Raw genomic sequence first — 13,339 nt, 5'->3', positions numbered from 1 at the left:
TAAGGACTTTGTATTCGATCTGAAAGGAGCAAATGGCTCCTTTTGGTTTCTTAGTTGCTTGCGCCAGATGTAGCGTCTGCGTCACCACCGTGGCCTCCAGCATCACCTGAATCAGAAGCGCCAGAAGTAGCATCGGCGTCTCCATGACCTCCAGCTGCAGGAGCAAATGGTCCGCTACCACCCACCAAACGTTGACCAGTCTCTTTTAGGTACCAGTCAAGCCATGGTTGGAAGTTAAAGACGATTTCATTGATACCAGCGTATGATCCATCAGGATAGTACATTGCTTGGTAGTTGTGGGTGTTGATGACACCTGCAGGAGAACCTGGAACGATCGTACGAACGTATTCTTGGTTTCCGTTGCGAAGTGTTCCGATAACCCACTCTACGTTCTTCATACGTGCTGGTGGGAGAGAACCATGAACAGTCGACATACGGCTACCTGATTGAGGTGGTACACGTTTAGCAAACATGGTGTCTGGATCTTGGTGAGCGTTGTTGTAGTATAGGAATTGGTTGTTATCGTCAGCGTATGTCAATTCAAACGGCATAGCTTTCAAAAACATATCAATTTGGTTAACTGTCAAGATACCGTGGTCCAATTTGACATAGGTATCACCAGAAACAGCTCCAGTGATTGCTGCAACTTTTTCTACCCATTCTGGATCGTCAGGATCAACTTCTGTAATGGTTGTAGCAATTGGTTTTCCACAATCCAAGTCTTCTGGTTCGATTGGTTTTGGTTTTTTCAATTTCGAAACGACTCCTACGTATTTTACAAAGTTATCTAAGCAAGTTTCAAGGAATTTAACAGTTCCTTCGTTGGTGATGTTTCCATTGTTATCAAAAGCTTCTTTGGCTTTACCAAGAAGGAATTCGTTACCTGGAAGCGTGTAGGCATTAACACCTGGAGCATCAAGGATTTTACGAAGGTGAACTTGGGCACGTGATGTTCCTTGGTCATAGTATGATGCACCCACAATCATAACAGGCTTGTTTTCAAATGGATGAACTTCGTATGAAAGCCATTCGAGTACAGATTTGAGTGAAGCTGAGATAGTGTGGTTGTGCTCAGGAGTAGCGATAATAACACCATCAGCACGTGTAATCTTGTTATACAAGAAACGCAATTGGAAGCTTTCGTCCCATTTTTCGTCTTGGTTAAACATTGGAACTTCGTCGATTTCAAGGACTTCTAATTCAAATTTGAATTTGAAATTGCGACGAATAAATTCCAAGAGTTTGCGGTTATATGATTGATCGTAGTTTGATCCAACAAGTCCAACAAATTTCATTCTTTCGGTCTCCTATCTTACAAATTTTCCCAGTCAAATTCTTCTGCATCTTTGCGAAGTAATTCTTGTGCATTGCGCAATTTCTCAGTAATCTTCACAAAGATACGGAAGTCATCAAAGATGGCATCCAATTTCTTGATGACATCAAGGTCAACCAAGTCGCCACTTGGGTTAAATGCTTGAAGAGAGTGAGAAAGCAAGAATTCATCTGGTAGAACATTTGCCTTAATTTCAGGAGCGTTCAAGATTTGACGAAGCTGCAATTGGGCACGAGAGGAACCAAGTGTACCATAGGAAGCACCAGTGATCATGATTGGTTTGTTCAAAAGTGGGTAGATACCGTAAGATAGCCAAGCAAGAGCGCTCATCAAAACCGCAGGGATAGAGTGGTCGTACTCAGGAGTACCGATAATCACACCATCAGCCTCTTCAATTTTAGCTGCAATCTCAAGAATTTCAGCTGGAAGTTGCTTATCTGCTGGTTTGTTGAAAACAGGGATATCCTTGATTTCAACGAGTTCAATTTCAGCTTTATCCGCAAAGTGTTTTTGCATGTATTGGAGCAATTGGCGGTTTGTAGAACGTTTAGAGTTCGTTCCAACAATGGCAATAAGTTTTAGCATGAGATTTCCTTTCTCTTTTTACATAATACAATTTTGAAGGCCTGAAGAACATGCAAGGCGTCCCTCTTTGTCGATGAGGATGGCTTCAATCCCATCTATACTTTCGACTTGCCAGAGGATAGAAGCGCTTCGTTCTCCGAAAAGGCGTGTTGTCCATATCTCACCATCAACGGATTTATCAGAGATAATCGTCAGGCTAGCAAGATCGGTTTCGACAGGAAATCCTGTCTCACTATCAAAGATATGGTGATAGTCTTTTCCATCTACTGTCAGGTGGCGTTCATAGATACCTGAAGTGACAACGGATTTGTTAGAAGCAGGAATGGTTAGGAGATGATTGCCACGAGGATTTCTCGGATCTTGAATCCCAATCTGCCAGGCTTTCCCTTCTTTGGCTTGATTGTTTCCGATGGTGAGGATATTTCCTCCGAGATTGATCAGGGCAGAGGTGACACCGTGTGCTTTTAAATACTGGGCAACCTTATCTGCACTATAGCCCTTGGCTAAGCAACCTAAATCAAGCTTCATTCCTTTCTTCTCTAAATAGACAGTAGAGCTAGTCGGATCTAACTTGATAAAATGCGGGTCAACTAGTGGCAAGACAGCTTCGATTTCGTCTAACTCTGGAAGCCGTGCATCTGCAAATCCGATTCGCCAGGTTTGAATCAAGGGACCAATACTGATATTTAGATGGCTAGACGGAGCTAGGCTATGCTCCAGTCCAAGAGCAATCAGTTCAAACAGGTCAGGATGAACCTTAACAGGTGCGATTCCAGCCTGGTAGTTGATTTCCATCAGTTCGGATTCTTGACTATTGGCGTTGAAGCGGTATTCGAGCTCCTTGAGCAAATCAAAGGCTCCTTGAAGTAGGCAATCAGCCTGTTCATCTACTAATGAAATCGTGATAGTTGTTCCCATTAGCCGTTCAGAACGTGAATGAAGAGGCAAGCTACCAGCTCCTTTCTCTTTATAGGAAATCATTCAATATAAGGTCGTTAAAGAAAAATTAAACCCCTTACATTTTCTTTCCATGTATCTAGCATATCATAAAGTCAGCGTTTTCACAAATGAATTTTGACAAAAAGTCAAGAAATATGCTCAAAACTAATATGAAAGCGATAGAAAAATTAGATTTATCAATGTTAAGTGTATTTTTTTCTGAAAAAAAGAGAATTCTGAGCAAATGCCTTGTAAACGCTAACAGTAAATGATATACTAGAAAGGTAAATCAAAAATTAAAGGTAGGAATTTTTCTATGAGTAAAATCGTTGTAGTTGGTGCTAACCACGCTGGTACAGCTTGTATTAATACCATGTTGGACAACTTCGGACATGAGAACGAAATCGTAGTATTTGACCAAAACTCAAATATTTCATTCCTTGGTTGTGGAATGGCGCTTTGGATCGGGGAACAAATTGATGGCCCAGAAGGTCTCTTCTACTCTGATAAAGAAAAATTGGAAGCAAAAGGTGCTAAAGTTTACATGAACTCACCAGTTCTTTCAATTGACTACGATAACAAAGTTGTGACTGCAGAAGTTGAAGGAAAAGAGCACAAAGAGTCTTATGATAAATTGATCTTTGCAACTGGTTCAACTCCAATCTTGCCTCCAATCGAAGGTGTTGAAATCGTTAAGGGCAACCGCGAATTCAAAGCAACTCTTGAAAATGTACAATTTGTTAAATTGTACCAAAATGCTGAAGAAGTTATTGAAAAACTTGAAGATAAGAGCAAGCACCTTGAGCGCATTGCCGTTGTTGGTGGTGGTTACATCGGTGTAGAACTTGCCGAAGCTTTCGAGCGTCTTGGAAAAGAAGTAGTGCTTGTAGATATTGTAGACACTGTCTTGAACGGCTACTATGACAAAGACTTTACTCAAATGATGGCGAAGAACTTGGAAGACCACAACATCCGCTTGGCTCTTGGTCAAACAGTTAAAGCCATCCAAGGTGATGGAAAAGTTGAACGCTTGGTAACAGACAAAGAAACATTTGATGTAGATATGGTAGTTCTTGCTGTTGGTTTCCGTCCAAACACAGCTCTTGCTGACGGAAAGATTGAACTCTTCCGTAACGGTGCCTTCCTTGTAGATAAGAAACAAGAAACATCTATCCCAGGTGTATACGCTGTTGGTGACTGTGCAACTGTTTATGACAATGCTCGTAAAGATACAAGTTACATCGCTCTTGCATCTAATGCTGTTCGTACTGGTATCGTTGGTGCTTATAACGCTTGTGGTCATGAATTGGAAGGAATCGGAGTTCAAGGATCAAACGGTATCTCTATCTACGGTCTTCACATGGTTTCGACTGGTTTGACTCTTGAAAAAGCCAAAGCTGCAGGCTATAATGCAACTGAAACTGGCTTTAACGATCTTCAAAAACCAGAATTTATCAAACATGACAATCACGAAGTTGCCATCAAGATTGTCTTTGACAAAGACAGCCGTGAAATCCTTGGTGCACAAATGGTTTCACATGATATTTCAATCAGTATGGGAATCCACATGTTCTCACTTGCTATCCAAGAGCATGTAACCATTGATAAATTGGCTTTGACAGACCTATTCTTCTTGCCACATTTCAACAAACCATACAACTACATTACAATGGCTGCACTTACAGCTGAAAAATAGAAATGAATGAACTATCTGGCCTTAAGTTAAGGTCAGATAGTTTTTTTCAATCCATTTGTACCCATACAATTATTGATTTTTTATCTTGTACTTCATTCTAATCTGGCTTAAAATGAAATGGTAGCTACCAATACAAATGATGAGGATTAAGAAATGACTGAAAATCGTTATGAACTAAATAAAAACTTGGCACAGATGCTCAAAGGTGGGGTTATCATGGACGTTCAGAACCCTGAGCAGGCTCGTATCGCAGAGGCAGCTGGTGCGGCAGCTGTTATGGCCTTGGAGCGGATTCCAGCTGATATTCGTGCAGCTGGTGGGGTTTCCCGTATGAGTGATCCAAAGATGATTAAGGAAATCCAAGAAGCGGTCAGTATTCCAGTGATGGCCAAGGTTAGAATCGGGCATTTTGTTGAAGCTCAGATTTTAGAGGCTATTGAGATTGACTATATCGATGAGAGTGAAGTGCTGTCTCCAGCAGACGACCGTTTCCATGTGGATAAGAAGGAATTCCAAGTTCCTTTTGTCTGTGGAGCTAAGGACTTGGGTGAAGCCTTGCGTCGTATCGCTGAGGGAGCTTCCATGATTCGGACAAAAGGAGAACCGGGGACAGGTGACATCGTTCAAGCCGTTCGCCATATGCGCATGATGAATCAAGAAATACGCCGTATTCAAAATCTTCGCGAAGATGAACTTTATGTGGCTGCCAAGGACTTGCAAGTCCCTGTAGAATTGGTCCAATACGTTCATGAACATGGAAAATTGCCAGTTGTAAACTTCGCAGCTGGAGGTGTTGCAACACCAGCAGATGCTGCGCTGATGATGCAATTGGGGGCAGAGGGCGTCTTTGTCGGTTCAGGTATTTTCAAGTCAGGCGACCCAGTTAAACGAGCAAGTGCTATTGTTAAGGCCGTAACCAACTATCATAATCCTCAAATTCTGGCTCAAATCTCTGAAGACCTAGGTGAAGCCATGGTTGGTATCAATGAGAATGAAATCCAAATTCTCATGGCTGAGCGAGGAAAATAGATGAAAATCGGAATATTAGCCTTGCAGGGAGCCTTTGCAGAACATGCAAAAGTGCTAGATAAATTAGGAGTCGAGAGTGTTGAAATCAGAAATTTGGATGATTTTCAACAACATCAGAGTGACTTGGTGGGTTTGATATTACCTGGCGGTGAGTCTACAACCATGGGCAAGCTCTTGTGCGACCAGAACATGCTGCTTCCCATCCGAGAAGCCATTCTCTCTGGATTACCAGTCTTTGGAACCTGTGCGGGCTTGATTTTGCTGGCTAAGGAAATCACTTCTCAGGAAGAAAGTCATCTTGGAATCATGGATATAGTGGTTGAGCGCAACGCCTATGGGCGTCAACTAGGAAGCTTCTATACAGAGGCAGAATGTAAGGGAGTCGGTCAGATTCCCATGACTTTTATCCGTGGACCGATTATCAGCAGAGTTGGAGAGGGTGTAGAAATTCTAGCAGCAGTTGATGATCAAATCGTTGCTGCGCAAGAAAAAAATATGCTGGTAACTTCTTTTCATCCAGAGTTAACAGATGATGTTGGCTTGCACCAGTATTTTATCAATATGTGTAAAGAAAAAAGTTGAGAAAAAATTCTCAACTTTTTTACATGTAATAAACAATGGCGATGTACTGAAGTGCAGATGCCGCTAGGATAAAAAGATGCCAAATCATGTGGAAATAAGGTTTTTTCTTAGCGTAAAATCCAGCTCCAACTGTATAACAGAGTCCGCCAGTTACCATGAGACTCCAGAAAATTGGTGTTGTTTGACTGATAATGGCAGGAATGATAGCCAGAACCAACCAGCCCATGATCAGGTAAAGGGCAAGGCTGAATTTCTCATTGACCTTTTTAGCAAAGATTTTATAAAGGATGCCAAAGATGGTCGTTCCCCACTGAATGGCAATGATCAGATAGCCAAACCAATTATTCATCAAAGTCAATACGACCGGCGTATAAGAGCCTGCGATAGCCACATAAATCATAGAATGGTCGATGATTCGCAAGACGTATTTGTGGGTCGAACCATAGGCCATAGAGTGGTAAATGGTTGACGAGAGGAACATGAGAAAGAGACTGATAACAAAGATAGAAACGCCAAAAGATGATAAAAATCCGTGTGCTTCATAACTATAGGTGGATGAAATAGGGAGTAGGATGAGCATGATAATGGCACCCACAGCATGGGTCACGCTATTAGCAATTTCCTCTCCAAAACTGAGCTTTTTACTGAGTTTTAGACTGGTATTCATTGGATTTCCTCCTCTTCTTTGACAAGGATTAAGTCTAGAGTTTGATGATAGAGTTTAACCGTTTGACAGCTGGTTTGGATAATAGGATTATCTGGATCAATCCCATGGTTCATGTAGTCCACAAAAGCATCGTAGAGCTGGTCTGAACTGGCTTGACTTTGTAGGGTATTCAGTGTCTGAGCGATTTCTTGGATTGAAAAGACAGACTTGAGAGTGGTGATGGCAATCAAACGTGCAATCTGTTTGCGTTGGTATTTTTTCTTGTCTGGCTTTGTCAGGTAACCATGTTTGACATAGTTATTGACCATGGATGCTGTTAGTCCCTTGTCCTTATCTGGAGAGATAGGGGCACAGACTTGATTGACATAAAGTAAAACTTGGTCCAGATAGAGGTCAATGTTTGGAATGTCTTCCCATTTTGGGTAGGAAAAGTTAGAATTCATTTCCAACTCCTTTTTATCTAGTTTTTATAACTAGATTATAAAATAATAAAAAACAAAAGTCAAGTTTCAACTGCTTGTAGAAAGCTTTAAATTATGCTATGATGAGAGAAAATAGTTAGAAATGAGGGGAAAAGATGGAGATTCGTTTAGCTTTTCCAAACGAAGTAGATGCGATTATGCAGGTGATGGAGGATGCTAAAAAGTGCTTAGCTGAGTCTGGTAGTGACCAGTGGCAAAATGGCTATCCAAATGCCGACATCATTATTGATGATATCATCTCTGGTCAAGCTTATGTGGCATTGGAAGAGGGAGAACTGTTAGCCTATGCTGCTGTGACCAAGAGCCCAGAGAAAGCCTATGAAGCCATTTATGAAGGAAGTTGGCAGGGGGGAGAATCAGAATATCTGATCTTTCACCGTATCGCTGTGGCAGCAGATGTCCAAGGGCAGGGAGTTGCTCAGACTTTCCTAGAAGGCTTGATTGAAGGTTTTGATTATCTAGATTTTCGTTCAGATACGCATGCACAAAACAAGACCATGCAGCATATTTTTGAAAAGCTAGGCTTCCAACGGGTCGGTAAGGTTCCAGTTGATGGGGAACGTTTGGCCTATCAGAAATTAAAAAAATGAAGCAGAATAAGTACGCAAAAATGCTCTATCCGTCGCCAATTGGAACCTTATCCTTAGTTGCTGACAAGCAATATCTGTATGGAATTTGGGTACAGGACCAAACTCATTTTGAGAGGGGACTAGGGGATGAAACGATAGAAGAAGTTGCTAGCCATCCTGTATTAGAGCAAGTAATTTCCTATTTAGATACCTATTTCGAAGGCAGTGTTCAGGATCTATCTGACTTACCTTTGGCTCCTATTGGAACAGATTTTGAAAAGCGAGTCTGGACTTACTTACAGGCCATTCCTTATGGTCAAACAGTGACTTATGGACAAATAGCGAAAGACTTGCAAGTAGCTTCTGCCCAAGCGATTGGCGGAGCAGTGGGACGTAATCCTTGGTCCATCCTCGTACCCTGTCATCGTGTGCTGGGGTCAGGCAATCGTTTGACAGGCTATGCATCTGGAGTCGAAAAGAAAGCCTGGCTCTTGCAACATGAAGGTGTAGCATTTCAAGAAAATAAAAAATAGAAAGAAAAGAAGATGTTAGAATTTATCGAATACCCAAAGTGTTCAACTTGTAAGAAGGCAAAAAATGAATTAGATCAACTTGGACTGGAATACCAAGATGTCCACATCGTAGAAGAAACACCAAGTGAAGACGTGATTTTAAACTGGTTGGAAACTTCCGGTTTTGAAGTGAAACAATTTTTCAATACCAGCGGGATCAAATATCGTGAACTGGGCTTGAAAGATAAGGTGGGAAGTTTGTCAAAACAAGAAGCAGCCAAGCTTCTAGCGAGTGATGGTATGTTATTGAAACGTCCAATTTTGGTGGAGAATGGTGCTGTTAAACAAATCGGCTATAGAAAAACCTATGAGGACTTAGGTTTGAGATAGTTTTTATTTATCTCCTTGATAGGTAAAATATATAGCCTCCCTGTTTTAAAGTGTGATAAACTAGAAGATAGACAAAGTCTGAGCAGCCCGTAGCAAATAATTTGCTTGCGAGCAGAAGTATGATAGAATGAATCATTATCAGGAGAGGATGTTTTTATGACTGTTACAACATTTTTAGCATCAGATTGGTACCAAAGTTTGATGCAACTCATTCCGGATGGTAAGCTCTTTAGTTTGCGTTCGGTCTTTGATGGAATTCCAAGGATTGTCCAACAATTGCCTACAACCTTGATGTTGACGCTTGGAGGTGCACTCTTTGGTTTGCTGCTTGCCCTGATTTTTGCCATTGTTAAGATCAATCGTGTTAAGATTTTATATCCTTTGCAGGCCTTTTTCGTCAGCTTCTTAAAAGGTACCCCAATCCTAGTCCAACTTATGTTGACCTACTACGGAATTCCTTTGGCACTGAAAGCTATCAACCAACAATGGGGAACTGGTCTCAATATCAATGCGATTCCAGCAGCGCTTTTTGCGATTGTGGCCTTTGCTTTTAATGAGGCGGCTTATGCAAGTGAAACGATTCGTGCGGCCATCCTTTCTGTTAATCCAGGTGAAATTGAGGCGGCACGCAGTTTGGGTATGACGCGAGCGCAAGTTTATCGTCGCGTGATTATTCCAAATGCGGCGGTAGTTGCGACACCGACTTTGATTAACTCCCTTATCGGTTTGACCAAGGGAACTTCTCTAGCCTTTAGCGCAGGTGTTGTGGAGGTCTTTGCCCAAGCTCAGATTTTAGGTGGAGCTGATTATCGCTATTTTGAACGTTTCATCTCTGTAGCCCTTGTTTATTGGGTAGTCAATATCGGAATTGAAAGCCTCGGCCGTTTCATCGAGAGAAAAATGGCTATTTCAGCGCCGGATACAGTACAAACAGATGTGAAAGGAGACCTTCGTTAATGATTAAGATTTCGAATTTAAGCAAATCCTTTTCAGGACAGACAGTCTTGAATCATCTGAACTTGGATATCCAAAAAGGTGAGGTAGTGGCTTTGATTGGTTCATCTGGAGCTGGGAAATCAACCTTTCTTCGTAGTTTGAATTACCTTGAAACTCCAGATAGTGGAACGATTCAGATTGACAATTTTAAAGTTGATTTTTCTCAGATTAGCCAAGAAGAGATCCTAACCCTTCGTCGCAAGTTATCTATGGTTTTCCAACAGTTTAATTTGTTTGAACGCCGAACAGCTCTTGACAATGTCAAGGAAGGTTTGGTTGTTGTTAAAAAATTATCCGACGATGAAGCAACAAAAATCGCCAAGGAGGAGTTGGCCAAGGTTGGTCTTTCTGACCGTGAAAACCATTATCCTCGCCACTTATCAGGTGGACAAAAGCAACGGGTTGCCCTCGCGCGTGCGCTTGCTATGAAACCAGATGTCTTGCTCTTGGACGAACCAACATCAGCTCTTGACCCAGAATTGGTCGGTGAAGTGGAAAAGTCTATTGCAGATGCCGCTAAGTCTGGTCAGACCATGATCTTGGTTAGTCACGATATGTCTTTTGTAGCCCAAGTGGCAGATAAGATTTTGTTCCTAGATAAAGGGAAAATCATCGAGTCCGGCACACCGGATGAAATCATCAATCATCCGAAAGAAGAACGGACAAAAGAATTCTTTGCTAGTTACAAACGGACTTATATTTGATATAATAGAAAAAGGAAAACTCAGTTAGTTGGACTAGCTGAGTTTACTCTTTAAAAAAGATAGAAACGAGAGAGATCATGCTGCTGCAACTGTTTTCTTTATATTTCGAGAGTTTGATCTTAACGACCATCCTTGTCGTGATTTTTCTGGGGATTTGGATTGGATTGAGAGCCATGTCTGGTGTGGACAAGACAGCCAAAGCTCGCCAAGCTCATCTCTATGATATGATTATGATTGGAGTTTTGGTCGTTCCGGTGTTATCCTTTGCCGTCATGAGTTTGCTCTTGGTTTTCAAGGCATAATTCTTGCGTGACTAGCAAGAATGAGTTAGAATAAAGATAGTTACAACAAGAAAGAAGGAATCAAAATGTACGATACGATTATTATCGGTGCTGGACCTGCGGGAATGACCGCTGCCTTATATGCTGCTCGAAGCAATCTGAAAGTGGCTTTGATAGAAGGTGGTCTGCCAGGCGGGCAAATGAATAACACATCTGATATTGAAAACTATCCAGGTTATGCCAACATTAGTGGACCTGAATTGGCTGAAAAGATGTTTGAACCACTTGAAAAACTTGGAGTGGAGCATCTTTATGGCTATGTTGAAAATATTGAAGACAAGGGTGACTATAAAAAGGTAATCACTGATGATCAAGTTTACGAAACCCGTACTGTCATTGTAGCAACTGGGTCAAAACACCGTCTTTTGGGAGTTCCCGGAGAAGAAGAACTGAACAGTCGAGGTGTTTCTTACTGTGCGGTCTGTGATGGAGCTTTCTTCCGTGATCAAGACTTGCTCGTAGTTGGTGGTGGAGATTCAGCGGTAGAAGAAGCTCTCTTCTTGACTCGCTTTGCCAAGTCCGTCACTATTGTTCACCGTCGAGATGAACTTCGTGCCCAAAAGGTTTTGCAAGACCGTGCTTTTGCAAATGAGAAAGTAAACTTTATCTGGGATTCTGTTGTCAAGGAAATCAAAGGTGAAAACCGAGTAGAATCTGTCGTATTGGAAAATGTAAAAACGGGTCAAGTGACAGAGCAAGCCTTCGGTGGTGTTTTTATCTATGTCGGTTTGGATCCTGTTAGCGATTTTGTTAAAGAATTGAATATTCAAGACCAGGCAGGCTGGATTGTGACAGATAATCACATGAAAACTGCCGTTGACGGTATCTTTGCAGTTGGAGATGTTCGCCAGAAAGACCTTCGCCAAGTGACAACAGCAGTTGGAGATGGGGCTATCGCTGGTCAAGAAGCTTACAAATTTATTACAGAACATAGTTAAGAAAAAAGTTTCCAATCACTTGATTGGAAACTTTTTTATAGTCGGTTTCGGAAAACTTCGTACATTAGAATGGCTGCAGCAACACTGGCATTGAGACTTTGAACATGCCCATTCATGGGAATAGTAATCATCTCATCGACCTGTTTTTTGATGTTGCTGGAGATACCTTTTCCTTCATTTCCGATGATGAGGGCGATTTTCCCTTTTGTATTCCACTTGTGGCAAGGGGTACCGTTCATATCCGTTCCAAAGGTCCAGAAGCCTTCATCCTTGAGTTTGTCTAGGGTTTGACTGAGGTTGGTCACTCGGGCAATCGGTACATGCTCAATAGCACCAGTAGCCGTTTTGGCAACGACTGGAGTTACACCGACAGCTCGGTGCTTGGGAATGATGACACCTGAAACATTGGTCGCGTCAGCGGTTCTTAAGATAGAACCTAGATTATGAGGATCAGTTAACCCGTCCAGAATCAATAGCAAAGGGTTTTCTTCTTGACGCGTTTTGGCAAGAATGTGATCTAGCTCACTATAGGCAAATTCGGAAACTCGAAGGACAAATCCTTGATGGACAGCGCCTTCGGTCATTTCGGAGAGGGATTTTTTTGAAGTCCAAGAAATGGATACCCTCTTTTCTGTAGCTAGTTCCTTGACTTTCTCAACATTCTTACCCCTTAGATCTTCTTGGAGGTAGAGTTTATTTCCAGTGTTTGCAAGGAGGGCTTCTGTGACGGCGTGGACGCCATAGATAATATCATTTGTTTTCATGCCTCTATTATAACACAAAACCCCGTCTTGCAACGGGATTTTCTTTATTCCAGAATCAGTAAACCATCTTTAACAGCAAATGGATCTTTCTCATTGATACGATCGTAAAACATGATTCCGTTTAGGTGATCAATTTCATGTTGGACAACGATAGAGTTGTATCCTTTGAGCTTGATACGGTGTTTTTCGCCATCTTTGTCAAAGTAGTCAACAGTAACTCGAGCATGGCGGACTACATAGCCAGGTACGTTTCGGTCAACAGACAGGCAACCTTCTCCTTCGCCAAGAGCAGCGTCCTGAACAGAGTGGGAGACGATTTTTGGATTGTACATAATAGCTTGCAAGTCGTAGGCTTCCTGTGGAGTTTCACCTTCTTCCACAATATTTGGGACCAAGACGGCAATAATGCGTTTTGAAATATCGAGTTGGGGAGCAGCCAGCCCAACACCACCGCGGAGCCCCATTTTCTCAGCCATAACAGGATCTTGGGAATGTTTGAGGAATTGCATCATCTTTTCGCCAAGGATGATTTCCTGGTCAGACAGTGGGAAAGTGACTTCCTCAGCAACTGCGCGAAGAGTTGGATTCCCCTCGCGGATAATATCGTTCATATCAATTAAGTGAGCAGCTTTTGTAATACGTTCTATTGCAGACATTTTCTCTCCTTTCATTACCTCTACATGATAACACAAAATAGGTCAGAAAGAAAGTCGCAGAAGTTGCTAAAAAATAATATAACAAACTGTAATACCCTTTTGTCTGTGGTATAATAAAAGAAAAGACTTGCACCAAAAAGCAAGGGGGGAATAAAG

At 41.8% G+C, this 13,339-nt stretch carries 17 protein-coding genes; 10 read left to right on the top strand and 7 right to left on the bottom strand.

The window, feature by feature from the left end:
* Nucleotides 1-50: 50 nt before the first annotated feature.
* The 3 genes from MP387_RS06125 to MP387_RS06115 are packed head-to-tail and all read right to left on the bottom strand — an operon-like array spanning nucleotide 51 to nucleotide 2,866.
* Nucleotides 51-1,295 carry an NAD(P)H-dependent oxidoreductase gene (locus MP387_RS06125; RefSeq protein WP_000673672.1) on the bottom strand — a complete coding sequence of 415 codons (1,245 nt, stop codon included), beginning with the start codon at nucleotides 1,293-1,295 and terminating at the stop codon, nucleotides 51-53.
* Nucleotides 1,296-1,312: 17 nt separating this feature from the next.
* On the bottom strand, nucleotides 1,313-1,918 hold the full coding sequence (locus MP387_RS06120; protein WP_000915935.1) for an NADPH-dependent FMN reductase: 606 nt from the start codon (nucleotides 1,916-1,918) through the stop codon (nucleotides 1,313-1,315).
* Nucleotides 1,919-1,936: 18 nt separating this feature from the next.
* Nucleotides 1,937-2,866, bottom strand: coding sequence for an FAD:protein FMN transferase (locus MP387_RS06115; protein WP_061852974.1), 930 nt, complete (start codon nucleotides 2,864-2,866; stop codon nucleotides 1,937-1,939).
* Nucleotides 2,867-3,173: 307 nt separating this feature from the next.
* On the opposite strand from MP387_RS06115, the gene nox reads away from it, so the two are divergent.
* The 3 genes from nox to pdxT all read left to right on the top strand — a co-directional run bounded on the left by nox (nucleotide 3,174) and on the right by pdxT (nucleotide 6,164).
* Nucleotides 3,174-4,553 (top strand): H2O-forming NADH oxidase, encoded by a 1,380-nt coding sequence (gene nox / locus MP387_RS06110; protein WP_084849405.1) that lies wholly within the window; start codon nucleotides 3,174-3,176, stop codon nucleotides 4,551-4,553.
* A 153-nt stretch (nucleotides 4,554-4,706) separates the two neighbouring features.
* Nucleotides 4,707-5,582: a pyridoxal 5'-phosphate synthase lyase subunit PdxS gene (gene pdxS, locus MP387_RS06105; RefSeq protein WP_215804518.1), complete on the top strand. Its 876-nt coding sequence runs from the start codon at nucleotides 4,707-4,709 to the stop codon at nucleotides 5,580-5,582.
* On the top strand, nucleotides 5,583-6,164 hold the full coding sequence (gene pdxT / locus MP387_RS06100; protein ID WP_242745785.1) for a pyridoxal 5'-phosphate synthase glutaminase subunit PdxT: 582 nt from the start codon (nucleotides 5,583-5,585) through the stop codon (nucleotides 6,162-6,164).
* A 19-nt stretch (nucleotides 6,165-6,183) separates the two neighbouring features.
* On the opposite strand, the gene trhA is transcribed toward pdxT, so the two are convergent.
* Together trhA and MP387_RS06090 are read right to left on the bottom strand one after the other, a co-directional pair.
* Nucleotides 6,184-6,831 (bottom strand): PAQR family membrane homeostasis protein TrhA, encoded by a 648-nt coding sequence (trhA, locus tag MP387_RS06095; RefSeq protein WP_125413553.1) that lies wholly within the window; start codon nucleotides 6,829-6,831, stop codon nucleotides 6,184-6,186.
* On the bottom strand, nucleotides 6,828-7,274 hold the full coding sequence (locus tag MP387_RS06090; protein WP_242745784.1) for a DUF1836 domain-containing protein: 447 nt from the start codon (nucleotides 7,272-7,274) through the stop codon (nucleotides 6,828-6,830). The genes trhA and MP387_RS06090 overlap by 4 nt, the downstream gene beginning before the upstream one ends.
* Nucleotides 7,275-7,408: 134 nt before the next feature.
* On the opposite strand from MP387_RS06090, the gene MP387_RS06085 reads away from it, so the two are divergent.
* The 7 genes from MP387_RS06085 (at nucleotide 7,409) to trxB (ending at nucleotide 11,763) form a co-directional block, all read left to right on the top strand.
* Complete coding sequence (locus MP387_RS06085) at nucleotides 7,409-7,903, top strand: GNAT family N-acetyltransferase (protein ID WP_242745783.1); 495 nt, start codon at nucleotides 7,409-7,411, stop codon at nucleotides 7,901-7,903.
* Nucleotides 7,900-8,415 (top strand): methylated-DNA--[protein]-cysteine S-methyltransferase, encoded by a 516-nt coding sequence (locus MP387_RS06080; RefSeq protein ID WP_242745782.1) that lies wholly within the window; start codon nucleotides 7,900-7,902, stop codon nucleotides 8,413-8,415. Before MP387_RS06085 ends, MP387_RS06080 begins: the two co-directional genes overlap by 4 nt.
* Nucleotides 8,416-8,427: 12 nt before the next feature.
* Nucleotides 8,428-8,784 carry an arsenate reductase family protein gene (locus tag MP387_RS06075; RefSeq protein ID WP_007521452.1) on the top strand — a complete coding sequence of 119 codons (357 nt, stop codon included), beginning with the start codon at nucleotides 8,428-8,430 and terminating at the stop codon, nucleotides 8,782-8,784.
* A gap of 156 nt (nucleotides 8,785-8,940) precedes the next feature.
* The gene (locus MP387_RS06070; protein WP_000219165.1) at nucleotides 8,941-9,741 is read left to right on the top strand and encodes an amino acid ABC transporter permease; all 801 of its coding nucleotides are present in this window, start codon (nucleotides 8,941-8,943) and stop codon (nucleotides 9,739-9,741) included.
* Nucleotides 9,741-10,484 (top strand): amino acid ABC transporter ATP-binding protein, encoded by a 744-nt coding sequence (locus MP387_RS06065; protein WP_242745781.1) that lies wholly within the window; start codon nucleotides 9,741-9,743, stop codon nucleotides 10,482-10,484. The genes MP387_RS06070 and MP387_RS06065 overlap by 1 nt, the downstream gene beginning before the upstream one ends.
* A gap of 77 nt (nucleotides 10,485-10,561) precedes the next feature.
* Nucleotides 10,562-10,786, top strand: a complete 225-nt coding sequence (locus tag MP387_RS06060) for a DUF4059 family protein (RefSeq protein ID WP_000926603.1) — start codon at nucleotides 10,562-10,564, stop codon at nucleotides 10,784-10,786.
* Between the two features lie 65 nt (nucleotides 10,787-10,851).
* Nucleotides 10,852-11,763 carry a thioredoxin-disulfide reductase gene (trxB, locus tag MP387_RS06055; protein WP_242745780.1) on the top strand — a complete coding sequence of 304 codons (912 nt, stop codon included), beginning with the start codon at nucleotides 10,852-10,854 and terminating at the stop codon, nucleotides 11,761-11,763.
* Between the two features lie 35 nt (nucleotides 11,764-11,798).
* On the opposite strand, the gene rlmB is transcribed toward trxB, so the two are convergent.
* Together rlmB and def are read right to left on the bottom strand one after the other, a co-directional pair.
* Entirely contained in the window at nucleotides 11,799-12,527 is a 729-nt protein-coding gene (rlmB, locus tag MP387_RS06050) for a 23S rRNA (guanosine(2251)-2'-O)-methyltransferase RlmB (RefSeq protein WP_242745779.1), read from the bottom strand.
* A gap of 44 nt (nucleotides 12,528-12,571) precedes the next feature.
* The gene (gene def, locus MP387_RS06045; RefSeq protein ID WP_042767740.1) at nucleotides 12,572-13,183 is read right to left on the bottom strand and encodes a peptide deformylase; all 612 of its coding nucleotides are present in this window, start codon (nucleotides 13,181-13,183) and stop codon (nucleotides 12,572-12,574) included.
* Between the last annotated feature and the right edge of the window lie 156 nt (nucleotides 13,184-13,339).

It is taken from the genome of Streptococcus oralis (assembly GCF_022749195.1).
GTDB classification, from domain to species: domain Bacteria; phylum Bacillota; class Bacilli; order Lactobacillales; family Streptococcaceae; genus Streptococcus; species Streptococcus oralis_CI.
Note: the sequence above shows the minus strand (reverse complement) of the source record. Positions and strands in the feature narration are given on the sequence as shown.

Bases quoted from the DNA above. Each gene is read 5' to 3' on its own strand.
- MP387_RS06125 (WP_000673672.1), bottom strand. From the start codon at position 1,295: ATGAAATTTGTTGGACTTGTTGGATCAAACTACGATCAATCATATAAC.
- MP387_RS06120 (WP_000915935.1), bottom strand. From the start codon at position 1,918: ATGCTAAAACTTATTGCCATTGTTGGAACGAACTCTAAACGTTCTACA.
- nox (WP_084849405.1), top strand. From the start codon at position 3,174: ATGAGTAAAATCGTTGTAGTTGGTGCTAACCACGCTGGTACAGCTTGT.
- pdxS (WP_215804518.1), top strand. From the start codon at position 4,707: ATGACTGAAAATCGTTATGAACTAAATAAAAACTTGGCACAGATGCTC.
- pdxT (WP_242745785.1), top strand. From the start codon at position 5,583: ATGAAAATCGGAATATTAGCCTTGCAGGGAGCCTTTGCAGAACATGCA.
- trhA (WP_125413553.1), bottom strand. From the start codon at position 6,831: ATGAATACCAGTCTAAAACTCAGTAAAAAGCTCAGTTTTGGAGAGGAA.
- MP387_RS06090 (WP_242745784.1), bottom strand. From the start codon at position 7,274: ATGAATTCTAACTTTTCCTACCCAAAATGGGAAGACATTCCAAACATT.
- MP387_RS06085 (WP_242745783.1), top strand. From the start codon at position 7,409: ATGGAGATTCGTTTAGCTTTTCCAAACGAAGTAGATGCGATTATGCAG.
- MP387_RS06080 (WP_242745782.1), top strand. From the start codon at position 7,900: ATGAAGCAGAATAAGTACGCAAAAATGCTCTATCCGTCGCCAATTGGA.
- MP387_RS06075 (WP_007521452.1), top strand. From the start codon at position 8,428: ATGTTAGAATTTATCGAATACCCAAAGTGTTCAACTTGTAAGAAGGCA.
- MP387_RS06070 (WP_000219165.1), top strand. From the start codon at position 8,941: ATGACTGTTACAACATTTTTAGCATCAGATTGGTACCAAAGTTTGATG.
- MP387_RS06065 (WP_242745781.1), top strand. From the start codon at position 9,741: ATGATTAAGATTTCGAATTTAAGCAAATCCTTTTCAGGACAGACAGTC.
- MP387_RS06060 (WP_000926603.1), top strand. From the start codon at position 10,562: ATGCTGCTGCAACTGTTTTCTTTATATTTCGAGAGTTTGATCTTAACG.
- trxB (WP_242745780.1), top strand. From the start codon at position 10,852: ATGTACGATACGATTATTATCGGTGCTGGACCTGCGGGAATGACCGCT.
- rlmB (WP_242745779.1), bottom strand. From the start codon at position 12,527: ATGAAAACAAATGATATTATCTATGGCGTCCACGCCGTCACAGAAGCC.
- def (WP_042767740.1), bottom strand. From the start codon at position 13,183: ATGTCTGCAATAGAACGTATTACAAAAGCTGCTCACTTAATTGATATG.